Origin of the sequence: Bacteroides sp. An51A, from assembly GCF_002161565.1 — a bacterium.
GTDB lineage: Bacteria > Bacteroidota > Bacteroidia > Bacteroidales > Bacteroidaceae > Phocaeicola > Phocaeicola intestinalis.
In genome coordinates this window covers 14,059-34,977 of record NZ_NFIC01000007.1, presented here as the reverse complement: position 1 = coordinate 34,977, position 20,919 = coordinate 14,059, and the positions used below count along the sequence as shown (strand labels likewise).

19 protein-coding genes and 3 pseudogenes are annotated in these 20,919 nt (G+C 50.8%); 15 read left to right on the top strand and 7 right to left on the bottom strand.

Going from position 1 to position 20,919, the window contains the following annotated elements; translation table 11 throughout:
• Window positions 1–56: 56 nt before the first annotated feature.
• Both B5G04_RS14080 and B5G04_RS14075 read left to right on the top strand, forming a co-directional pair.
• Window positions 57–1,796 (top strand): annotated as a pseudogene (locus B5G04_RS14080) (helicase-related protein); the annotation flags it as partial.
• Window positions 1,797–1,912: 116 nt separating this feature from the next.
• Complete coding sequence (locus B5G04_RS14075) at window positions 1,913–3,121, top strand: clostripain-related cysteine peptidase (protein ID WP_087397804.1); 1,209 nt, start codon at window positions 1,913–1,915, stop codon at window positions 3,119–3,121.
• An 18-nt stretch (window positions 3,122–3,139) separates the two neighbouring features.
• Here B5G04_RS14075 and B5G04_RS14070 read toward each other — a convergent pair whose 3' ends face one another.
• On the bottom strand, window positions 3,140–3,790 hold the full coding sequence (locus B5G04_RS14070) for a sigma-70 family RNA polymerase sigma factor (protein ID WP_087397803.1): 651 nt from the start codon (window positions 3,788–3,790) through the stop codon (window positions 3,140–3,142).
• Window positions 3,791–4,028: 238 nt separating this feature from the next.
• Between B5G04_RS14070 and B5G04_RS14065 the strand changes: the two genes are divergently transcribed.
• Window positions 4,029–4,742 (top strand): DUF3592 domain-containing protein, encoded by a 714-nt coding sequence (locus tag B5G04_RS14065; RefSeq protein ID WP_087397801.1) that lies wholly within the window; start codon window positions 4,029–4,031, stop codon window positions 4,740–4,742.
• Between the two features lie 18 nt (window positions 4,743–4,760).
• On the opposite strand, the gene B5G04_RS14060 is transcribed toward B5G04_RS14065, so the two are convergent.
• The gene (locus tag B5G04_RS14060) at window positions 4,761–6,461 is read right to left on the bottom strand and encodes a DUF3592 domain-containing protein (RefSeq protein ID WP_087397799.1); all 1,701 of its coding nucleotides are present in this window, start codon (window positions 6,459–6,461) and stop codon (window positions 4,761–4,763) included.
• 237 nt (window positions 6,462–6,698) lie between these two features.
• Here B5G04_RS14060 and B5G04_RS14055 point away from each other — a divergent pair, with 237 nt between their 5' ends.
• Window positions 6,699–7,412, top strand: coding sequence for a DUF3592 domain-containing protein (locus B5G04_RS14055; RefSeq protein ID WP_087251583.1), 714 nt, complete (start codon window positions 6,699–6,701; stop codon window positions 7,410–7,412).
• A gap of 16 nt (window positions 7,413–7,428) precedes the next feature.
• Here the strand turns inward: B5G04_RS14055 and B5G04_RS14050 are convergent, their stop codons facing one another.
• Window positions 7,429–8,130: a hypothetical protein gene (locus B5G04_RS14050; protein ID WP_087397797.1), complete on the bottom strand. Its 702-nt coding sequence runs from the start codon at window positions 8,128–8,130 to the stop codon at window positions 7,429–7,431.
• 126 nt (window positions 8,131–8,256) lie between these two features.
• On the opposite strand from B5G04_RS14050, the gene istA reads away from it, so the two are divergent.
• The 6 genes and pseudogenes from istA to B5G04_RS19915 all read left to right on the top strand — a co-directional run bounded on the left by istA (window position 8,257) and on the right by B5G04_RS19915 (window position 14,664).
• Window positions 8,257–9,822, top strand: coding sequence for an IS21 family transposase (gene istA, locus B5G04_RS14045; RefSeq protein WP_087397795.1), 1,566 nt, complete (start codon window positions 8,257–8,259; stop codon window positions 9,820–9,822).
• Window positions 9,823–9,833: 11 nt separating this feature from the next.
• Window positions 9,834–10,621, top strand: a pseudogene (gene istB, locus B5G04_RS20250) (IS21-like element helper ATPase IstB).
• A gap of 259 nt (window positions 10,622–10,880) precedes the next feature.
• Entirely contained in the window at window positions 10,881–12,020 is a 1,140-nt protein-coding gene (locus B5G04_RS14035) for a hypothetical protein (protein WP_087397791.1), read from the top strand.
• Between the two features lie 567 nt (window positions 12,021–12,587).
• Window positions 12,588–12,737, top strand: a complete 150-nt coding sequence (locus B5G04_RS19920; protein ID WP_022233798.1) for a hypothetical protein — start codon at window positions 12,588–12,590, stop codon at window positions 12,735–12,737.
• Between the two features lie 23 nt (window positions 12,738–12,760).
• The gene (locus B5G04_RS14030; protein ID WP_087397789.1) at window positions 12,761–14,278 is read left to right on the top strand and encodes a leucine-rich repeat domain-containing protein; all 1,518 of its coding nucleotides are present in this window, start codon (window positions 12,761–12,763) and stop codon (window positions 14,276–14,278) included.
• A 137-nt stretch (window positions 14,279–14,415) separates the two neighbouring features.
• Entirely contained in the window at window positions 14,416–14,664 is a 249-nt protein-coding gene (locus B5G04_RS19915) for a hypothetical protein (protein WP_158100107.1), read from the top strand.
• Here B5G04_RS19915 and B5G04_RS19910 read toward each other — a convergent pair.
• Window positions 14,648–14,818, bottom strand: coding sequence for a hypothetical protein (locus B5G04_RS19910; protein WP_158098033.1), 171 nt, complete (start codon window positions 14,816–14,818; stop codon window positions 14,648–14,650). The two genes, B5G04_RS19915 and B5G04_RS19910, sit on opposite strands and share 17 nt — an antisense overlap.
• Before the next feature lie 29 nt (window positions 14,819–14,847).
• On the opposite strand from B5G04_RS19910, the gene B5G04_RS14025 reads away from it, so the two are divergent.
• From B5G04_RS14025 to B5G04_RS14010, 3 genes and pseudogenes are all read left to right on the top strand, one after another.
• Window positions 14,848–15,036, top strand: coding sequence for a hypothetical protein (locus B5G04_RS14025; RefSeq protein ID WP_087397787.1), 189 nt, complete (start codon window positions 14,848–14,850; stop codon window positions 15,034–15,036).
• 401 nt (window positions 15,037–15,437) lie between these two features.
• Window positions 15,438–15,815 (top strand): annotated as a pseudogene (locus tag B5G04_RS14020) (GNAT family protein); the annotation flags it as partial.
• Window positions 15,816–16,085: 270 nt separating this feature from the next.
• Window positions 16,086–17,033 (top strand): aldo/keto reductase, encoded by a 948-nt coding sequence (locus tag B5G04_RS14010; protein WP_239414115.1) that lies wholly within the window; start codon window positions 16,086–16,088, stop codon window positions 17,031–17,033.
• Window positions 17,034–17,134: 101 nt separating this feature from the next.
• Here B5G04_RS14010 and B5G04_RS14005 read toward each other — a convergent pair whose 3' ends face one another.
• On the bottom strand, window positions 17,135–17,980 hold the full coding sequence (locus B5G04_RS14005; RefSeq protein WP_087397783.1) for an aldo/keto reductase: 846 nt from the start codon (window positions 17,978–17,980) through the stop codon (window positions 17,135–17,137).
• Window positions 17,981–18,220: 240 nt separating this feature from the next.
• On the opposite strand from B5G04_RS14005, the gene B5G04_RS13995 reads away from it, so the two are divergent.
• Both B5G04_RS13995 and B5G04_RS13990 read left to right on the top strand, forming a co-directional pair.
• Window positions 18,221–18,448 (top strand): hypothetical protein, encoded by a 228-nt coding sequence (locus B5G04_RS13995; RefSeq protein ID WP_013617930.1) that lies wholly within the window; start codon window positions 18,221–18,223, stop codon window positions 18,446–18,448.
• On the top strand, window positions 18,429–18,635 hold the full coding sequence (locus tag B5G04_RS13990; protein ID WP_087397779.1) for a putative toxin-antitoxin system toxin component, PIN family: 207 nt from the start codon (window positions 18,429–18,431) through the stop codon (window positions 18,633–18,635). The genes B5G04_RS13995 and B5G04_RS13990 overlap by 20 nt, the downstream gene beginning before the upstream one ends.
• A 58-nt stretch (window positions 18,636–18,693) precedes the next feature.
• Here B5G04_RS13990 and B5G04_RS13985 read toward each other — a convergent pair whose 3' ends face one another.
• Together B5G04_RS13985 and B5G04_RS13980 are read right to left on the bottom strand one after the other, a co-directional pair.
• Complete coding sequence (locus B5G04_RS13985) at window positions 18,694–19,653, bottom strand: alpha/beta hydrolase (RefSeq protein WP_239414114.1); 960 nt, start codon at window positions 19,651–19,653, stop codon at window positions 18,694–18,696.
• Between the two features lie 402 nt (window positions 19,654–20,055).
• Window positions 20,056–20,862, bottom strand: a complete 807-nt coding sequence (locus B5G04_RS13980) for a helix-turn-helix transcriptional regulator (protein WP_087397777.1) — start codon at window positions 20,860–20,862, stop codon at window positions 20,056–20,058.
• Window positions 20,863–20,919: the final 57 nt, after the last annotated feature.

Below are 20,919 nucleotides of genomic sequence, written 5' to 3'. Positions count from 1 at the left end.
CCAAAGGTGGGCAAATCCTGTTTGGCCAAAAGGGTCAAAGTCGCGTGGCTTTTCCACTGGCGGCGTTCTACAACGAGATAACCGACTACCGCACGGCGGAGGACGTGGGCGTGGACCGTCCGAAGAAGAACGAGATACTGCACCACATACCGCCCACGCCCGACCAGGAGGTGTTTATCGAAAAGCTGATGCAGTTCGCCAAGTCGGGCGACGCGACCATTCTGGGCAGACCGCCACTGTCTGAAACGGAGGAAAAGGCGAAGATGCTCATCGCCACGGACTACGCAAGGAAGATGGCACTGGACATGCGCATGATTGACCCGGATTACGAGGACCACCCCGACAACAAGGCGAGCCATTGCGCCAAGATGATAGCGGAGTATTACCGCAAGTATGACGCGCACAAGGGGACGCAGTTCGTCTTTTCGGATTTGGGCACGTACCAGCCCGGTGGCGGCTGGAGCGTCTATACCGAAATCAAGCGCAAATTAGTAGAGGACTACGGCATACCCGCCCATGAAATCCGCTTCATTCAGGAGTGCAAGAACGAGAAGGCGCGGAAAGCGGTGATAGAGGCGATGAACGAGGGTCGTGTACGTGTGCTGTTCGGCTCTACCAGTATGCTCGGCACGGGCGTGAACGCCCAGCGAAGGGCTGTAGCCATCCATCATTTAGATTGTCCCTGGCGTCCGTCCGACCTGCAACAGCGTGACGGCCGGGCGGTCAGAAAGGGCAACGAGATTGCCAAGCTCTATGCGGACAACAAGGTGGATGTCATCATCTATGCGGTGGAGAAGTCGCTGGACTCGTACAAGTTCAACCTGCTGCATTGCAAGCAGACGTTCATCAGTCAGCTGAAAAGCGGCGCGTTGGGCGCACGAACCATCGACGAGGGGGCGATGGACGAGAAGTCGGGCATGAATTTCTCGGAGTATATGGCGATACTGTCCGGCAACACGGATTTGCTTGACAAGGCGAAGCTCGAAAAGAAGATAGCCTCATTAGAGGGCGAACGCAAGTCGTTCAACAGGGGAAAGCGCGATTCGGAATGGAAATTGGAGGGCAAGACAAAGGAGCTGAATGACAACAAAACCGTCATCGCCGCCATGACGGAAGACTGGGAGAAGTTCACCGCTGCCGCCAAGACCGGAAAGGACGACAACCGGCTCAACCCGATACGGATTTACGGGGTGGTTTCCGCTGATGAGAAAGCCATCGGCAGGAAGTTGCAGGAGATAGCCAAGAATGCCACGACTGGCGGGCAGTACCTGCAAATCGGCGAGCTGTACGGCTTCCCCATCAAAGTAGTCAGCGAGCGGATGATTTGCGACGGGCGCGAGACCATCGACAACCGTTTTGTCATCGAGGGGCATTATAAGTACAAGTACAACAACGGCCATCTGGCGATGGCAGACACCCACGCTGCCGCAGTGAACTTCCTCAATGCGTTGGAGCGCATCCCCGCCATCATCAAGCAGTACGAGGAAAAGAACCAAGTGCTGGAACGCGAGATACCGCAGTTGCAGGAGATAGCGGGCAAGACATGGAAAAAGGAGGACGAATTGAAGCAGTTGAAGTCCGAGCTTGCCGCCCTCGACCGCAAAATACAGCTGGAACTGGCACCCAAGCATGAGGAAACGCCAAGTCAGGGGCAGGAACAAGGCGGTCAGGCGGTGCCGAAAGCGGAGAACGTGCCGAAGCCGGACGATGCAGCCCGTGACTATATCCGTGACCATATTATAATAGGCAGGCCGGATATTCCCGGACACAAGGAATACCGGGGCGTGAAAATGTGACGGGAGGACGGCAAGGACGGTGATATACCGGGCCCGCCGTCCGCTTTTTTTTCGCCATTGTAACCCCGTTGTCATATCAAACCGTTACCTTTGGCAAATTAAACCGGAAGAGGAATATGAACAAGCGCAAGTTTTTCCGTGCGGCTTTGGGCTACTGCCTTCTTTTGCCGCTGGCATCCTGTTCGGAGGACGAGGAAATAATCGTACCGCCCGACCCTGTGTCCTATACCACGCTGGTGTATATGGCCGCCGACAACTCGATGGACTCTGAAGTGGACTATACCATCTCGCAGCTTAGGCAGGGCGCACGGCGCAGTGCGGGCACGGCGGTGGTCTATGTGGACAGGGAAGGTGAAACGCCGCGCCTGTTCAGTATCACGCAGCAAGGCGGGGAAGTCCCGCTGAAGTCGTATGCGGAGGAGAACTCCGCCAATCCGGAAACGCTGGCGCGGGTGATAAGCGAGGCCAAGGAGCTTGTTCCGTCCGACCGTTTCGGACTGGTGCTTTGGTCGCATTCGATGGGTTGGCTGCCAGGTGGTTACGATTCCGATCTTGTGCCGCAAGGCACGAGGGGGAATGCGGTTGACGGATTCCCGCGCACACGCTACATCGGCATCGACAACCATCCAGGGAATGACTCCTCGTCCGGCGTGATGGAAATCGATGCATTGGCGGATGCCCTCCCCGATGATGTGGCGGAATATATCTGGTTTGATGTATGCCTGATGGGGTGTATAGAAGGGCTGTATGAAATGCGCAACAAGGCGGACTATCTGATAGCTTCACCCACCGAGGTACTTGCGGAAGCCGACTATGACGCTTCGGGCATCCCTTATGCGAAGGTGCTTCCGTACCTGTTTGGCGGCGTGGAGGACTTGGAACAGGCCTGCGTCGCCTATTACGGCCACTACAACAGTATGGGGCACGACATACTGCGCTCGGCCACAATCGCGCTGGTGGATGCCGCCGAACTTGGCGGACTTTTCACTGCCACCCGGAACGTCCTGCAAGGTAGGTTGCACGACATGGAGGCTCTGGACACGTCTGTCTTGCAGGCGTACCACACGGACAACGTGCCCAACGTGTTTTTCGACATGGGCGATATAGTCCACACCGTTGTGGGAGGGCGGACGGACGAGTTCGACGCGCAGTTGCGCCGCACCGTCGTTTACAAGGCGGCCACGCCGCAGTTCATCAACAAGTTATCCATCAGTCAGGAACATTTCAGCGGACTGAGCATGTACGTGCCTTTAAGCAGGTGGAAAGGAAACTGCGAATACAGTTACTATTTCAATAATTTGGAATGGTCAGGGATTTATGAATGACGGAACTGGACATGATAATCAAAGCGGCATGTTCTGGATGACACACGAAAGGATGGCGGACACATATCCGGCCTCACACAGTTTCAGACGTACTTCCTTTGTCATCACGCACACTTTTTTCCTGACGGTGGCTTCCGTAAATCCGTACATGTCAGCCACCTCTTTGGCTGTATATCCATTCTTCATACTGACGAAGACCTTTTTGTCCAGTTCACCGAACCTTTCAAGCACTTCATCGGTAATCGTATGGATGGCTTCCACATCCAGTTTGGAGAATACCGTCGGGTTATTATCCGCGATGTTCACCACCATGCGCCATATTTCCTCGTCGTCCAACGACACAATGTTATGGCAACTCTCCACCATCCGGTAGAAATCCAATATGCGTTTGGCTATGACGGCATAAAGCAAACCTTTTATTGTATGCCGTTTTTCGTCATGGTTCCCGATGATTTTCCCCGCATTGTCCCATACGTACATCCACAGGTTTTGTGACAGTTCGGATGCGGCCTCCTTACTGCCCGTCCGCGAATAGAATAGCCCGAAAGCCCACTTCGCATACTTGCCGTAAAGACGTGTGAATGCTGCCGTATCCATGTTTTCCGCAATGGCAGAAAGCAGTTGGAAATCATCTTCTTCCTTATCTTGTCCTAAAGCCGAAACATCCATAATATTTATATTTTTGGACGATGCAAAATTAGCCATACAGTGTGACACTCGTGTTACGTGCCAGTAACATTTATAATAAAAGGTAAAATTCATAGGGAAAGACCTAAAAAGTATCGCATTAAGCCTTTTCAACGCAAAATCGGGTAACACTCGCCCCGTCCGCTACGAATTACATATAGGAAGCAATCCTTTAATGATATAAGAAGTTGATATTTCATTAAACGACCCTTTTACAATTATGCGTTACAACAAAGAAAAAGCACTGGTCCGGGGCAAGAAAAAAGACAAGGCATTTGTCCGCATCTTCGGCGGAATATTTGTGCTGGTGGGCATCATCCTGTTTACCGTCTGTATCTTCATCTATACCAGCGGTCACACATTCAAAGCAGAAGCTACACCTGTGCAGGCAGTTATCCTGGCCATGCGTGGGGCAAATCACGAATCGCTGGGCACACCGGTGGTGGAATACACAGTCGGCGGAAAGACCTATACTTCCACGCTCAATCTGTCTTCATCGTCCATGCATCCGGGCAAGCAGATTACTGTCTATTATCGCAATGGCAATCCCCAAGAGGTGCGTTATCTGGATGATAACAATTGGATAATCGGCCTATTGATGGCCATGGCGTTCGTGTTTGCCGGTATGGGACTGGCTTTTATTCTGGTAAGGCGGAAACACCGGCAGAAAATAGCCCGCCTGCTTGCTACCGGCGATACAGTGGAGGCGGAGATAACAGGCATCCGTGAAGATGACAACCAAAGCATGAACGGACGGCATCCCATCATCGTGAGTTGCCGTTATGTGGCATCCAACGGGCGGATATACCTGTTTCACAGCGGTTCTTTCTGGTATGAGAGTTACGAGATAGATCCCAAAAGAAAGGTGCGTGTCTATGTTGACCGCAATAATCCTTTCAATTATTATGTGGATGTTGACAGTGTGGTGGGATGAGAACGGAAAAAAACGTGTTTAAGGCAAATTATCCTTGGCAACCAGCATCAGTTCGCCCGCTTTCTTCATCAGCGTTTCTTCGGATACATCCGCTCCTTCCATAAAGATAACCAAGAGATGGTCGCCCACCAAAGCAAAAACGTTCAGCACACGCCGTCCTCCTGCCTCTGCGCAGGCTAAGGTGTAGTAGGTAATCCATCTCTTGTCTTTCAGCGTCAGCTCCAGGTAGTCCTGCGTTTCATAGATGTCAGGGTGCTCCCGGAACAGGTGGTCCTTGTAACGCATCAGCCTGCCCAGCAACGAAGCCATGGCAAAGGGCGTGGCCTGGTTGAGGGGTGTGCTGCGTGCTGATGTCAGTCTGAATCCTTGTATTCCGACGGAGGCATACAACACTCCGAAACGTTCCACGCCGCCGGCTATCCGTGTCACTGCATCCGTAGCAAGGGTGTCTCTGTCGGACACTGCTTCTATAGTTGCGTAGTAGAACATTGTTGTCTTGTCTACCCTCAAGGTATCCGGATTCACGCCCGACGCTTTCAGGCGGATTTCAGCGGCAGCTGTCGCGCAGGCACCTCCCAAGGTGAGCAGCGGCCAATATCCTCCGCCCTCTATCTGCATCGTGTCTTTCAATACCGGGGAAAGGATGCAAAGGCCCGTGCGTGGCGCAAACCCTTTCAACAGCTTTTGCAGCTTTGGTTTCAGGTCGGCGTTCATGTCGTAGATGAACTCATCCAGCCTGTCGCGATAGCTTTCTGGAATCATCAGCATGCTGGTCGTCCTTGTGTGTGTCAATCCCTGTGTGCCCCACACCACAAACATGGGACGTTTGCATTTGTCGGTAAAGCGCCAGGAAGACGTCCAGTCTTCATATCCGTCCTCGTCGGTATAACTCCATCTGTTATTTCCGGGGAGGTATTCGTGCAATTCCGTGGCATAAGCATTGTAGTAGCTGAAACCGGGCGGGAGGTTCAGATCGGAAACCAGCACGTAAGCCTCAAACCTGTTGTATATTATGTAGCCGAATGCTGTTACTAAGACCATGACAAAAGCAACGATAGCCGATGGAAGCCACCTCCATTTGCGACGGCTACGGAACACCCGTTGCCCCCTCTCCTGGTGTCTGAGTATCGCTTCGCCAATGTTTCCCACGTTTGTGCCCTGCCTCTTTAGTTTTTCCAAGCTGTTGACAAACGTCTTGTCCTCCTCATAGAATTGGCGGACAAGGAGGTGCGTATATAAGTAGAACTTGTACGGATGGTCGCGGTCCACGAAAACGGGCACGCGGCTTCCCACCTCAATCAGTCCCAACAGCCCCGCCTGCGAGCCGTTGAGCTGTTCCTTAACCTTCCATTTCCGACCGCCGGGCAGGGTGAATTCATAGACTGCCACGAAAGCCTCTCCGCCTTCCTCGACATCTATCTCTTTCTGGATGGCCGTGACGACGGCTTCGGCCTGGATGCCATGCCCTATCAGCTTCCGCTTCTCCCTCAGGATGCCCAGCAGGGAATAGGCGATGTAGCCTGTCACCACCAGACAGATTATACCCGCCCAGCAACTCCCGATGCCTTGGAAGCCATGCAGGAAAAGATTTACTATTCCCGACCCGCTGAACACTCCGGCAAGCAGCAATCCACCCGCTATGGCAACCAGCCACCAGCACAATTCCCGCTTTAAGATTCGCCGGTACGCCTCTTTCCGTATGTCTGTATCGTTCCTCATACCGCTATCAGTTATTTGGGGAGCGAATGTAACGAATGGATGTTTCGTTTCGGTTACGAATCTGTGTAATTGTTTGAAGCCCTCAAAAGCGGACGGCCGGGAATAAAATTTTCCCGTTTAATGTTTATTAACGCAAAATCGGGTAACACTCGCCCCGTCCGCTACGAATTACATATAGGAAGCAATCCTTTAATGATATAAGAAGTTGATATTTCATTAAACGACCCTTTTACAATTATGCGTTACAACAAAGAAAAAGCACTGGTCCGGGGCAAGAAAAAAGACAAGGCATTTGTCCGCATCTTCGGCGGAATATTTGTGCTGGTGGGCATCATCCTGTTTACCGTCTGTATCTTCATCTATACCAGCGGTCACACATTCAAAGCAGAAGCTACACCTGTGCAGGCAGTTATCCTGGCCATGCGTGGGGCAAATCACGAATCGCTGGGCACACCGGTGGTGGAATACACAGTCGGCGGAAAGACCTATACTTCCACGCTCAATCTGTCTTCATCGTCCATGCATCCGGGCAAGCAGATTACTGTCTATTATCGCAATGGCAATCCCCAAGAGGTGCGTTATCTGGATGATAACAATTGGATAATCGGCCTATTGATGGCCATGGCGTTCGTGTTTGCCGGTATGGGACTGGCTTTTATTCTGGTAAGGCGGAAACACCGGCAGAAAATAGCCCGCCTGCTTGCTACCGGCGATACAGTGGAGGCGGAGATAACAGGCATCCGTGAAGATGACAACCAAAGCATGAACGGACGGCATCCCATCATCGTGAGTTGCCGTTATGTGGCATCCGACGGGCGTATATACCTGTTTCACAGCGGTTCTTTCTGGTATGAGAGTTACGAGATAGATCCCCAAAGGAAGGTGCGTGTCTATGTTGACCGCAATAATCCTTCCAATTATTATGTGGATGTTGACAGTGTGGTGGGATGAGAACGGGAAGACGTGTTTAAGGCAAATTATCCTTGGCAACCTGTATCAGCTCGCCCGCCTTCTTCATCAGCGTTTCTTCGGATACATCCGTTCCTTCCATAAAGACAACCAGCAGGTGGCCGCCCACCGAAGCAATGACGTTCAGCACACGCCGTCCTCCTACCTCTGCGCAGGCTAAGGTGTAATCGGTAGTAGGCCAACCTTTGTTCTCCAAACTCTGCTCCAGATAGTCCTGCGTTTCATAGATGTCAGGGTGCTCCCGGAACAGGTGGTCTTTGTAACGCATCAGCCTGCCCAGCAACGAAGCCATGTCAAGGGGCGTGGCCTGGTTGAGGGGCGTGTTGCGTGCCGATGCAAGCTTGAAGCCATGTATCCCGACGGAGGCATACAACTCTCCGAAACACCCTATGCCGCCGGCTATCCGTGCCATCGCATCCGTGGCGAGGGTGTCTTCATCGGACACCGCCTCTATGGCTTTGTAAAAGAACATCGTCTTGTTCACCCTCAAGGTATCCGGATTCATGCCCGACGCTTTCAGGCGGATTTCAGCGGCAGCTGTCGCGCAGGCACCTCTCAAGGTGAGCAGCGGCCAATATCCTCCGCTTTCTATCTGCATCGTGTCTTTCAATACCGGGGAAAGGATGCAAAGACCCGTGCGTGGCGCAAACCCTTTCAACAGCTTTTGGAAAAGCCACGCGACTTTGACCCTTTTGGCCAAGCAGGATTGTCCCTTTTGGCCAAAATAGTATTGACCACTTAGTTCACCTATTGTTATAGATTTTTTTTGTGTAGATTTGAGTGCCCGAGTCCTGGTGTAACGGGGGTGATAATAAAATCTATACAAATGGATAAACGAATCAAAAACATTTTAAGATGTTATGCGGCCGGCATGGGAATCAAGGAAACGGCTTCCACGTTTCATACTTCCCGTAATACTGTCCGCAAGTATGTCCGCCTGTTCCTTTCAAGCGGCAAGAGTATTGAACAGCTTCTTTCCCTGTCCGACGGGCAGTTGGACGAGTTGTTCGGCTGTACGGCATCCCGGCATCGGGAGCCTTCTTCCAGGAGGATTGAACTGGAGGCCTTGCTTCCCGGCTATGTATCCCGCCTGTCACGCAAAGGCATGAGTGTCCGAAAACTGTTCAAGGAATACCATGCCGAATATCCTGACGGCTATCAGTTGTCTTCCTTCAAACGGGCTGTCCGTCAGTACAAGTTTCACGTCAAGGTCGTCGGTCATGTCGAGCACTATGCCGCCGACCAGATGTATATTGACTTTGCCGGTGACAGGCTTGAAGTCGTTGATGAAATGACGGGCGAGACGAAGAAAGCCGAGGTGTTTGTCGCCATCCTTCCGTTCAGCCATTATACCTACTGTGAAGCCGTGTGGTCTCAACGCAAGGAAGACCTGATAAAGGCATGTGAGAATGCCATGCAATATTTTGAAGGCGTTCCTGCGGCTATCGTCCCCGACAATCTGAAGGCTGCCGTCACACGAAGCGACCGCAACGAGCCTGTCATCAATGATGATTTCGCCGCTTTTGCCGAATATTACGGCTGTGCGGTCTATCCCGCCCGTGTGCGTCATCCCAAAGACAAGGCTTTGGTAGAGAATGCCGTAAAGCTCCTCTACCGTTCCATTTACCTTGACATAGAGGGAATGACATTCTCCGGCCTGGAGGAACTCAATACCGCCGTTCATGTCTCCCTGCTTGATTTCAATGAAAAGGTGATGGCCGGACGGGAGGTGTCACGCAAGGAAATGTTCCTTCAGGGAGAGAAGGACTATCTTCGGCCGCTTCCCGTGAAACGTTACGTAATGAAAGAAAGGAAGCTGATGACTGTCGGGAAGAACTCTTACGTCTCGTTGTTCAAACACCATTACAGCGTTCCGAAGGAGTATGTAGGCAGGCGCATGACGATTCTCTATGATGCCGGCACGGTGGAAATCTACTGTGGCATGAACCTTGTCGCCACCCATGACCGCTGTGACATTCCCTACGCTTATTCCTGGAAAAAGGAGCACAACCTGCCGGGACACTATGGCCCCTATGACAAGGACTTGGAGGAACTCTTCCGACGTGCCTCGGAAATAGACAATATCGTATTGAACTATCTACGGGAAGTGGAGCGTGCCATGCAATATCCGCCCAAAGCGTTCAGGTCATGCCGGGGTATCTTGACGTTGGAGAAAAAATACGGCCGCGACCGTCTGGTGGCGGCTTGCGCATGTGCGGACCAGAAGTTGCAATACGGGTATCAGGCCTTGCGCGAGGTGCTTGAACTGGGAGAAGACGCGGATTTCCTTCCCGATGAGGACGGGAAAGTACAGCCCGACATGACTTCCCCGGCTCCATTGACCCACAAAAACATACGTGGACGTGAATATTACAGAAAGGACAAACAATAAAACTCATGTGTATGGAAGTAAACAATAAAACAGCTCCCGTTACGGGACAACAGGACCAGAATACCATATCGCTGGATTTAATGAACCGTATGAAATTGCATGGCATGGCAGAGGCGTTCAGGGAAAGTCTTGCCGGCACCACTCCGCAATCCATGACTGCGGACACGTTCCTTTCCATGCTCCTTGCACGCGAATGGGACTATCGTGCGCAGGCTGCCATTGCACGGCTTACCAAGAATGCGGCATTCCGTTACAAGGCCTATATTGAACAGGTCGACTATGCCACGAACCGGGGCTGGATCGCAACCAGATGGAACGTCTCGCCACCCTTGATTTTGTGCATAAGGCACAGAACCTTTTCATTACCGGTTCTTCAGGAACGGGGAAAAGCTATCTGGCCTGCGCCCTCGGCCACGAAGCATGCAAAAGGGGATTCCGTACCTTATATGCCAATGCCCCGAAACTGCTCGGAGCGCTGAAAGTCGCCAAAGTCAAAGGTACACTTGAAACGGAACTCAAGAAGATTGAGCGATGCCGGTTACTCATCCTTGACGACCTGTTCATCGTGCCTCTTGACGCCAAGGAGCGTCCCATACTGCTTGACATCATCGAGGACAGGCATGAACGGAAATCCATCATCATCACATCGCAGTACCCCTCCTCCAACTGGTACGACATGGTAGGTGACCCGACAATAGCCGATGCAATCCTTGACCGCATCATACATACGGCTCATACCATAGAGTTATATGGTGAAAGTATGCGAAAGTTAAGGTCTAAGAAAAACGGGAAATTTTAAAAGGGTAAAATAAAATTGACCCCCAACACCAGGACTTTAAAGGGGCAATCATATTGTAGCCAAAGGTGGGCAAATCCTGTTTGGCCAAAAGGGTCAAAGTCGCGTGGCTTTTCCAGTTAAAAGCCATAAAAATAAAGAAATAATCCATTGTTCTTTGACATACATATGAAAAATAAGGGGGTTAGATGATAAAAAGCTCTGATTAGAGGCCTAATACGAACGGATTTTTGTAAATTCGCAAAATTTTTAGAAATCCGATATGATAATACAAGGTCCTGAAATATATTATGCGGCATCCTGCCTGATACTGGTCGTTACGTCACTGTTTTGTGCGTTGGTGCGTTATTTCCACATGTGCCGTCCGTTTGACGAGGAAGAAACCTATTTTTATCCGGCCCGCAAGCTCATCACAATTATCTATGCCTGTTTTGCCTTGCCTGTGGTATGGCTTTTCCGCATGGACAGCCCTGACGCATGTCTTTTTATGCGTGTTTTTCTTGTGCTGCTGTTACCCGGTGCGGGCGTGTTGTCGTTCCGCCGGTTTTTCTTCAGCAAGACAAGACACCGCAGACTGATATTTGTATTGTCCGGCATCATTCCTCTGGCTATTATGCTGGCCTGTTGGATATACGGCTGGATTGGCGGAGATACCCTCTACCGCCATCGTGATATGCTTCTTCTCCTTATCGGAGGATATTCCCTGCTGCTTACAGCCATGCTGTTGCATACCACAAGCTGGCTGTTGCGCCAGATTCGCCTACACATGCAGGAAGAATATTCCAACAGTGAAGATTTTCCGGTACGTTTTGCCGGTTTTGTCGTATTCATGCCGGTGCTGTATCTGGGAGCCGCATGGTGGCTGTTTATCACCGGCGACCATAATTACAACATGTGGTTCCAGCTGGTCATTTCTGTCATGCACATCGTACTTTTGATACGGATATTGCATCCGCAACGGAAAGAATACAGGGAAGTGGTGGAAGAAGCGGAAGAACTCATAGCGGAAAAAATAGAAACGGTACTGTCCGACCGGGGAAGCGGCAGCAGCCTGCTGTCTGTTGATGCCAAGGATGAACTGGAAGCGAAAATACGGGCAGCATTGACCGAGGACAGGCTTTACCTGAATCCGAACCTGAAAATCGGCGAACTGGCAGATGCGGTAAAGAGCAACCGGAAATATGTATCCATTGTCATGAAAGAACGTTTCGGTTCCTTTTATAAGGAACTGAACCGGCTCAGGATTGAGGCCGCTGTCCGATACCGGGAAGAACACCCTTCGGCAAGCCGTGAAGAAATTGCTACACATTGCGGTTTTTCCAATGTAAGGACTTACAGCCGAAACCTGAAATCCGGGATACAGGACAAGAACACAGAAGGACAATTTAAGGAAATTCCCTGAATTGTCCCTCATTATGAGCATTTTTCCTTGAATTGTCCTTCAAATTTTCTAAGATTGTCCTCTCACTTTCCGTAAAATCCGCTAACTTTGCAAACGGAATTTAATAATTGAATGACAATGTATTTTGATTTACAGCACATTTCAGGAAATATGGCAATCTGTTCAGGCAACATTCCGTTGTCCGCTGCATCGTGCATATACCTGTATTCAAAAAAGTGTCTTGTAAATTTGGATATGTGTGAGATTTGTGCAAACACACACACACACACACACACATTGCGACCGGCGTATCTTCGCGCGTTAATATACTTATTATCATCAATACATGCAAGGGTGGAAACTCCTTTTTACGGGAGCTTTCCGCCCTTTTCCGTATTCGTATGCCCCGTTTAACCCATTAAAACAAAAGTCGTATGAATACCGAAATAACCATTATAGCAAGTATATTCCTGTTGCTGGGCGGACTGGCAGCGTTTCCGTTTACGCTCGATTACAGCAATACTTCATGGATGCCCGTTGGATAATAGACAAATTGACGTATATTAATTAACCATAATAAATAAAAAAATGCAAGACAATAAAAAAACAACAAGCCTTGAGAGCTACGAAGCTCCCAAATGTGAGATTATTGAAATACAGAATGAAGGCGTGCTGTGCGGCAGCGATTACAGTGCCACACACCGTGGTTTTGAAGACAGCGACGAAGTGATTTGGTAAATTCTGAACAAATAAATATAACAATGAAAGCAAAAAACATGACCATCGCCGCACTGGCCCTGCTGTTGGCAGCCTGCGGCAACGAAGAAATCATTGAGAACAACGAAAGCGGCAGCACGGGGAAGGTACACATGACCTTTACCGCCGGAATGCCGCAGACACGTACCTCGCTGGGCGAGGACGGCCATGCCGTCAACTGGACGCAGGGCGACCTGGTAGCCATCTACGACGGAACGGAAACCATCTGCAAGTTTGAAGCAACCGAAGTCAGCGGCAGCACCGCCACCCTGGAAGGCGAGGCAGCCGAGACCGATACCTACACCGCCTTCTATCCCTACACCGACGACGGGACGCTGACCCTCACCCACGATGCCATCACCTTCACCCTGCCCGCCACGCAGACAGCCACGGCAGGCGGCTTTGCCGAAGGGCTGAACCCCTCGTGGGCACAGGCGACTGACGGCAGCAAAAATCTGACGTTCCAGAACCTCTGCGCCCTGGCCAAGTTCACCGTGGACGCAGAGGGCGTGACGGAAGTTACCCTGACCGCCAACCAAGAAAGCGACGCACTGTCAGGCGGGCTGACCTATACCATCGCCGATGGTACGCTGACCGCCACGGGAAGTGCTTCCCGGTCGGTAACGCTGACGGGAACCTTCACGAGAGGCGAGGAGTACTACTTCGTCGTGGCTCCCGGCACGCTGACGGGCGGCATTACCCTGAACTATATGGGTGAAGGCGGCAAGACATACGTCAAGACCACCCAAAAAGAGGTGACCTTCAACGCCGGAAAGATTACCTACCTGGGCGCACTGGATATCGCCAATTTCACCGAGGCCCTCAATGCGGCGTTTGCCAATGCCGTGGAAGATTTCAACCCAAATATCGGCTGGAGGGCGAACCCCGATGGCACCGTATCCCTGGATGAGTATAACCGAATGCAAATAATAATGAATGGGGGAACTTTCTTGTTTTTGCAAAATAAAAACATTACCAGCCTTGCCGGCATTGAGTACTTCACCGATCTGGAGACTTTGGATTGCATGGATAATCAATTGACTACCCTTGATGTAACCAAGCTGACCAATCTGACGGGTTTGATTTGCGCCGGTAATCAACTGACTACCCTTGATGTAACCAAGCTGACCAATCTGACGACTTTGATTTGCAGCGGTAATCAACTGACTGCCCTTGATGTAACCAAGCTGACCAATCTGACGGATTTGGAGTGCAACGATAATCAACTTGTCTCGTTGAATGTCAGTACTTTGGAAGAGCTTAAAATTTTGTGGTGTCATGGCAACAAGATGACGGCTCTCGATATAACCAATAACGCATATTTGGGGGATTTGAAGTGCGGGAACCAGCAAGATAATCAGCAACTGACCCTGACATTGTGGGACACCAAGAAGGCGTTTTGGGACAGGATGTTAAACATGTATTCAGATGAAAACAGCAATGTCACAACCAATGTTATAGAGGCTCCTGTCAATGCCGATCACGACGGCTACGAAGAGGACGGCGAAACGGTCGAATGGTAAAGGGCCGCTGATGCAACCCCCTGCCTTTCTGTTGTATTGTCCCGCACCCGATGCAACGGACCACGGAGGAGCATTCCGAACCCGAAGCGGAATCCCTCCCAAGCCTCTGCTGTAAGGGTATAGCACGGAAAAGGGCAATGCCCCGAAATACGAAAGGACATCAAACAGGAACTCCCGTTCCGGGCGGGAGCATTTGTGCCCGGCAACATCATACAGACACCGCAGCCCGCTACCGCAAGGTAAGCGGGCTGCATTTCGTCATTTTCGGCATCGTCTATATTTGGCTCAACGAACAGCACAGACGACAGGAATTAGAGATTACAAGCCAAAAGATAAGATGTTTACGCAAGGACATACACGAGGTATATGTTAAGAAGCTGTTTTGAATTTCTCCAAAAAGTTTTTCTTGGCTTGATGTATCCGTTTTCGTGTGTGCTTTGGGCGATTTTTTGGTCCTTTTCGCTCCTGTTCTTCGTCAGATAGCCCGCTATCTTCCTCATCACAGAAGCGAAAATGCCTCAAAAACTCATCCCAAATCATCACACGATAAATTCAAAACAGCTTCTAAAATGGTGGATTTATCCCTTATTGGTGAGACCGTGCTGGACTGGAATGAGGAAGATATGAATATATACCATAAGAAGCGTCTGGAGGTGGACAGTCTGCTCAGCCTGTTCAAGTCCAGCTATCGCAGCGAACGTATAGACAGCGTCTGCCGGCTGCTGGCTGAAAAGGAAAATCTGCTGAATAAAAAATGAATGTCCGCATTCATCCAATACATACCCCTAAAAAATGAATATGAATGTCCGCATTTCACCAATAAGGAGTTATTTCAGGGAGTTAAAGGGAGTTAGAAGCCAATACTTTTACTAATGGAAACCATAGCAGGACTATTGGCGTTTAACTCCTGTGAGCGAAGCGGGCATAACTCCTTTTAACTCCTTTCCATCCATTGGGATGTTTGCGGATATTCAAAAAATGAATATATACTGCATCCGCAGTTGAATATATACTGCATTCGCGGTTGAATATATACTGCATCCGCCTACGAATATATACTGCATCGGCAAACGCAGTACTACTGCATTTTCAACTCAGTCGAATTGGCTAATTGCGGACATTCATTAAATAAAATCATGCTGGTACTCAACGAGCCGCATTCATACGATACATCAAGGTCCAAGAGGTACAAAATAATTATTGCATTGAAATAAATGCGGAAGCTGCCGGAAACATCAGTTTCGACAGAGGCACAGACGTGGAACGCTTTAATGCGGAAATAGGTTATTGGATTGCCGAACCCTATTGGAATAAAGGGATTATGACGCAGGCTTTGCGTCAAGCTGTCAGCGATTATTTCAGCCAAACCGATGTCGTGCGGATTTTTGCTAAGGTCTATGCCGGCAATTTTGCCTCCATGCGGGCATTGGAAAAGGCAGGTTTCCGAAAAACAGGTATTCAGCATAAAGCTTGCTTCAAAAATGGACAGTTCCTGGATTGCCATTGTTTCGAGTTGTTGAAAGAATACGCATTATAGGCATTCATCCGTCAGGATTGGCATTGCCGACAGGTTTTCCGGATATAATTTGCCAAGACGAAAGAAAAAGACTATATTTTCAACGTAAAATTTTCGTATCCTCTTTAAAATTGAGAAGAGCCCCTGCAAGCCACGAGGAGTTTGCAGGGGCTTTTCGTTGACAGGGGTATGGCAATTATCCGCAAAACCGGCATATCCTCCCGAATTTTCTATAAGCCTGTTCAGAGGCATATTCCCTACCTTTACATCCGAATCATAAAGAATGAACGTATGAAATTACTGAAGAATCTTCTGTTGTCCGCCCTGATGCTATGGGGCGGCGTATGCGCTACCTATGCGCAAGAGAAAACGACGACGGCAAGCGTGCCCGTGGTCAAGTTGAACAACGGCGTGGAGATGCCCCGGTTCGGCATCGGCACGTTCCTCCAGCCCAGTGACGAAGTGTGCGAACAGTCATGCCTCACCGCACTGAAAGCCGGTTACCGGCACATCGACACCGCCCATGCCTATCAGGACGAGGCAGGTGTAGGCCGTGCCGTCAAGGAAAGCGGCATCCCCCGCGAGGAAATCTGGATTACCAGCAAGCTCTGGCCCACGGAATACGGCGAGGGCAAGACATTGAAAGCCATCGACGAGATGCTCGACCGTATGCAACTGGACTACATCGACCTGCTCTACATCCACCAGCCCGTAGGCGACTTCGTGGGAGCCTGGAAAGACATGGAAAAGGCAGTGAAGATGGGCAAGGTGCGCGCCCTCGGCATCAGCAACTTCGATGCCAACGACGAAGTATGGAACACGATTATGCAGGCAGCGACTATCAAGCCTCAAGTGCTCCAGATGGAATGCCACCCCTACGCCCAACGTGTGGAGATGCGCAAGAAAGCCGCTTCGGAAGGCATCCAGGTAGAATGTTGGTTCCCGTTGGGCGGTGCCATGAGCAACGGTGCCTTGTTCAAAGACCCTGTGATAAAGAAGATTGCCGAAGCCCACGGCAAGACTCCGGCACAGGTCATCCTGCGCTGGCACATCCAGGAAGGCTTCTCCGTCATCCCCGGTGCATCAAATCCCGACTACATCAAGGAGAACATCCAAATCTTCGACTTCCAGTTGACCGACGACGAGATGCAGCAGATGCGCTCGCTCAACAAGGAGAAGCGTTTCTTCAACGCCACGCTGGAGGATGTGGAGAAGATGGTTTGGGGGGCAAGGCTGTAAGTCCGGCGAAAGAGGAAAGACCGGTTGGCTAATAAACAACAACGGGAAACATGCAAGTTGCCATGTCTCCCGTTGTCGCTTATTATGTACCCTACCCTGTTTTACCCGTATGTCTCAATCAGGAATTTCACAAACTGCGGGTCGCCGAAGTTCACCGTCCCCGCATCGTGACTGTTTAGCGTAGCGATACGTTTCATTTCCTCATCGGTCAGCGTGAAGTCGAAGATGTCCAAGTTCTGGCGCATACGCTCCACATGCGTGCTCTTGGGGATAGCGACGATGCCCCGCTGCGTGAGCCAGCGCAGAGCCACCTGTGCGGCGGTCTTCCCGTAGCCTTTGCCGATGGAGGCGAGCAGTTCGTTCTTTACCACTCCTTCGGCACCCTCGCCGCCGAGCGGTCCCCATGCCATCATCTTCGTGTCGTGTTCCGCGAGAATCGGCTCGATGCCCTGTTGCTGGACGAGCGGATTGCATTGCAACTGGTTCACCATTGGCTTGATGTCCACATAGTGGGCGAAGTCGAAGAAACGTCCCGCCTGGAAGTTGCTTACCCCGATGGCACGCACCTTGCCTGCGCGGTAGGCTTTTTCCATCGCCCTCCACGAGCCGAACACGTCGCCGTATGCCTGATGGATGAGCAGCAGGTCGATGTAGTCGGTCTTCAGCTTGCGCAGGCTCTCGTCGATGCTTGCCGCAGCCTTCTCCTCGCCGGCATTCGATATCCATACTTTCGTCACCAGGAAAATATCCTGCCGGGGGACACTGCTCTTGCTGATGGCGTTCCCTACGCCTTCCTCGTTGAAGTAAGCCTGCGCCGTGTCAATCAGGCGATAACCCACGTTCAGCGCGTCGCTGACGCACCGTTCACATTCCTCCGGGGCTACCTTGAACACCCCGTAGCCCAATAGCGGCATTTCCACGCCGTTGCTCAGTTTGATTGTTTCCATGTTCGTCTTTGTTTAATCGGTTTTCTATAGGGACAAAGATACGGCGGAATGTCGAGCTATTCCATACAAGGATTACGGATGCTTGTGCCTTTTTTACGGATTATCCAAGAATACACGTTCAATGCCAATGGATGTGGAGGGGCAGAAAGTATATCGGGAAGTTTTGAAAAAGGAGTAAAAGTCTTGCTTTCTTGCCGATTCTTGTTAACTTTGCGAATGAAATCAATAAAAAGAAAACGTATGGATACCATTCAACTGAACATCAGCAAGCAGCAATTTTTCGGAATGTTGCAAGCCATGCCCGAACAGGACAAGCTGGAAGTGTTCGACCGCCTACGCAAATCACTGTTCGTTAGCCGATTCGACCGTCTGCTGAAATCTGTCCGTACCGATGAACTGAGCATGGACGACATCACCCGCGAAGTAGAAGCCGTAAGACAAAAACATTATGAAGAACGGAAACAATGAGCCGAATCGTGTGGTCATCGATACCAACATCTGGATATCATTTCTGATAGGGAAACGGTTGTCGGGATTGCATCGCCATATAGACAGCGGACGGATAAAGATTGTGGCTTGCGAAGCGCAGCTGCGTGAACTGGTCGATGTACTGAACCGTCCGCGCATCCGCAAGTACATCCCCGCTGGCTTTTGAGGCTGCTATGAAGCTGGCTTAAAAACGAAATACGGGCTCGCTACCCTCCCAATTTTTCTTATCGGTTTTCTTCCCAAAAACGGACAGCATCCGTCAGCCATCCTTCGGCAACCGTACCCGTGCCCAGCCCAAAGCCGTGGGGAAGCCCTTCGTAAGCATGAAATTCGGTCGGGATGCCAAGATTAGAAAGGCTTTGCAACCGCCGTTGCATGGTGCGCCACGGGGCGATGCCGTCGCTGGTGCCGACACAGGCGTAGGTCGCCGCGTCTTGCGGACTGACTGTGTTATACCCCGTATATTGCATGATGACGGCTGAGGCTTGCGGTATATCTTCGCGTCCGGTCAGTTGGAGGAGGTAGTCCGCATTACCGAGCACCGCTGCCATGCGTGCCCCTGCCGAGCCTCCCCACAGGGAATAGCCGGAAGCGCTTACGCCCCACTCGTCGACATGGTCATGGATGTAAGTGATGGCTTGGGCAAGGTCTTCGTAGGCATCGTCCGGACGGTAGATGAGCGCAAAGGCATTGTACCCAAGTTTGGACAGTTCGAGGGCATGGGGAAAGCTGTCGTGCATGGCTCCGACGTAGGCAAACGCACCACCTGCGTTGCAGACGGCAAAGGGGGCACCCGGATTCCCGCGGAAGAAAAACAGCCCCGTGTTGCGCTTCTGCGGGTCGGCCTGCTTCTCGGCTTCCGTATAGATGTCGATGAATACGCTGTCGGCGTGCGCTTTCAGGTAATTGCAGATTTCGACGGTCTTGTCCGGGTCGATGTAGTTGTACCAAACTAAGCGCAAATCTTCTAAAGTCTCGCCGCTCCAGTATCCCTCGTCCACGGGGAAAATCAGCCGTCCCCAGTCGCCGAAAGCCGGGTCGTTCATCACGTCGCTGATGCGGGTGGTGTGGGTGAAAATCTGTTGTGCTTCTATTACTTCTGTCCTTTCCATTTTTTCTGTACAGGCGCATAATCCTGTTGTCATGGCAGCCATTATCATTGCAAGGCAAGTCATTAATTTCATCGTTTCATGTAATTTTACGGCTGCAAAGTTCGGCATAATCCTTGTGCCGCCTATTACACGGATTACGGCGGATGACTACATTTTTGCGGTTGGTTTAACCTGTCATGTTTTAATATTCAGCTACAGTCTCTATGTTTAACAGGGGGGAACTCTGTGCATGAATAGTAATAATACGAGTCAACCCATACTGCGAATAAGACTTAAAGCAGTCAACCTTTTCTACAAAGCTACACAATTTGCCAGTCCTGTACAGCCAGTACTGCAGTTTTGCCTTGTCGGTACTGCAGTCCCAGCCTGTCAGGACTGCAGTCCTGACAGGGAGGACTGGCAGAAGGAATATCATGTATCTTGCTGCGCAGTTGATGTATGTTGAAAAGATGACTGGTCAAATGCGGAAAAACATCATCCCCTATACTCTGTCGGGCTTACCCCCAGATGCTGCTGCACGTAACGGCTGAAATAGGCAGGCGATGAGAAACCGAACAGGTCGGAAATACGCACGAAAGTCAGCGACTTGTCACGAAGCAGGCGGGAGATGTCGAGCACGGTGTAGCGGTTTATCCAATAGTTGGCGGCATAACCGCTTATCTTGCGGGAAACTTCTGACAAGTATTTGGGCGTGACGCACAGCTTGTCGGCGTACCAGTTCACTTCACGGTGTTCGCGGTATGTCCCGTTCTCCAGCATATTGAGGAAGCGGCTCATGATGGTGGCGCTTTGCAGCGGAATATTGTCTACTCCATACAGATGAGAATGGAAATCGAAGAAGTCGATGATGAGCATCTGTATGGAGGCTATCAGCAAGTCGCGGCGGAAGTGGTGGTCGGTCTGCGCCAGCCGCGCTTCCACCATCTCGAAGTCCCGGCGGCACAATTCCCATTGTTTGGCATCCAATTTCATGATGGGATTGCGGAACAGAGCCAGCTGACCTTTCATGCCATAGTTGCTAAGCGGTGTGGACAGCACGATGAATTCAGAAGTAACGTATATCACCTTTACCCGAAAATCGTCTGCCGGGCGAATGCGTTCCACCAGCTTGCCCTTGCGTACAATCATCAGGTCGCCGGCTTGCAGCTCGCGTTCCTCGTCGTTATATTTCAGCCGGCAATTGCCTGCCAGGCAAAGGGCATGGGCCAGATAATTGCTGTAAGCGTCCGTACCCAGTCCGTCAAGGGTATCCTTTATGATAATATTTTCCGTTTCTGCCATATCCTCATTCTTTTATTTCCTTTGCAAATATACTATTTATCAGACAAAAACGGAAAT

What these genes read in the sequence shown, in the direction of transcription:
- B5G04_RS14060 (WP_087397799.1), bottom strand. Translation starts at nt 6,461, where the DNA reads ATGAGGAACGATACAGACATACGGAAAGAGGCGTACCGGCGAATCTTA.
- B5G04_RS14010 (WP_239414115.1), top strand. Translation starts at nt 16,086, where the DNA reads ATGAAATTACTGAAGAATCTTCTGTTGTCCGCCCTGATGCTATGGGGC.
- B5G04_RS13985 (WP_239414114.1), bottom strand. Translation starts at nt 19,653, where the DNA reads ATGAAATTAATGACTTGCCTTGCAATGATAATGGCTGCCATGACAACA.
- B5G04_RS14005 (WP_087397783.1), bottom strand. Translation starts at nt 17,980, where the DNA reads ATGGAAACAATCAAACTGAGCAACGGCGTGGAAATGCCGCTATTGGGC.
- B5G04_RS19920 (WP_022233798.1), top strand. Translation starts at nt 12,588, where the DNA reads ATGCAAGACAATAAAAAAACAACAAGCCTTGAGAGCTACGAAGCTCCC.
- B5G04_RS14070 (WP_087397803.1), bottom strand. Translation starts at nt 3,790, where the DNA reads ATGGATGTTTCGGCTTTAGGACAAGATAAGGAAGAAGATGATTTCCAA.
- B5G04_RS14075 (WP_087397804.1), top strand. Translation starts at nt 1,913, where the DNA reads ATGAACAAGCGCAAGTTTTTCCGTGCGGCTTTGGGCTACTGCCTTCTT.
- B5G04_RS14065 (WP_087397801.1), top strand. Translation starts at nt 4,029, where the DNA reads ATGCGTTACAACAAAGAAAAAGCACTGGTCCGGGGCAAGAAAAAAGAC.
- B5G04_RS13990 (WP_087397779.1), top strand. Translation starts at nt 18,429, where the DNA reads ATGAAGAACGGAAACAATGAGCCGAATCGTGTGGTCATCGATACCAAC.
- B5G04_RS19915 (WP_158100107.1), top strand. Translation starts at nt 14,416, where the DNA reads ATGCCCCGAAATACGAAAGGACATCAAACAGGAACTCCCGTTCCGGGC.
- B5G04_RS19910 (WP_158098033.1), bottom strand. Translation starts at nt 14,818, where the DNA reads ATGATTTGGGATGAGTTTTTGAGGCATTTTCGCTTCTGTGATGAGGAA.
- B5G04_RS14035 (WP_087397791.1), top strand. Translation starts at nt 10,881, where the DNA reads ATGATAATACAAGGTCCTGAAATATATTATGCGGCATCCTGCCTGATA.
- B5G04_RS14030 (WP_087397789.1), top strand. Translation starts at nt 12,761, where the DNA reads ATGAAAGCAAAAAACATGACCATCGCCGCACTGGCCCTGCTGTTGGCA.
- B5G04_RS13995 (WP_013617930.1), top strand. Translation starts at nt 18,221, where the DNA reads ATGGATACCATTCAACTGAACATCAGCAAGCAGCAATTTTTCGGAATG.
- B5G04_RS13980 (WP_087397777.1), bottom strand. Translation starts at nt 20,862, where the DNA reads ATGGCAGAAACGGAAAATATTATCATAAAGGATACCCTTGACGGACTG.
- B5G04_RS14025 (WP_087397787.1), top strand. Translation starts at nt 14,848, where the DNA reads ATGGTGGATTTATCCCTTATTGGTGAGACCGTGCTGGACTGGAATGAG.
- B5G04_RS14055 (WP_087251583.1), top strand. Translation starts at nt 6,699, where the DNA reads ATGCGTTACAACAAAGAAAAAGCACTGGTCCGGGGCAAGAAAAAAGAC.
- istA (WP_087397795.1), top strand. Translation starts at nt 8,257, where the DNA reads ATGGATAAACGAATCAAAAACATTTTAAGATGTTATGCGGCCGGCATG.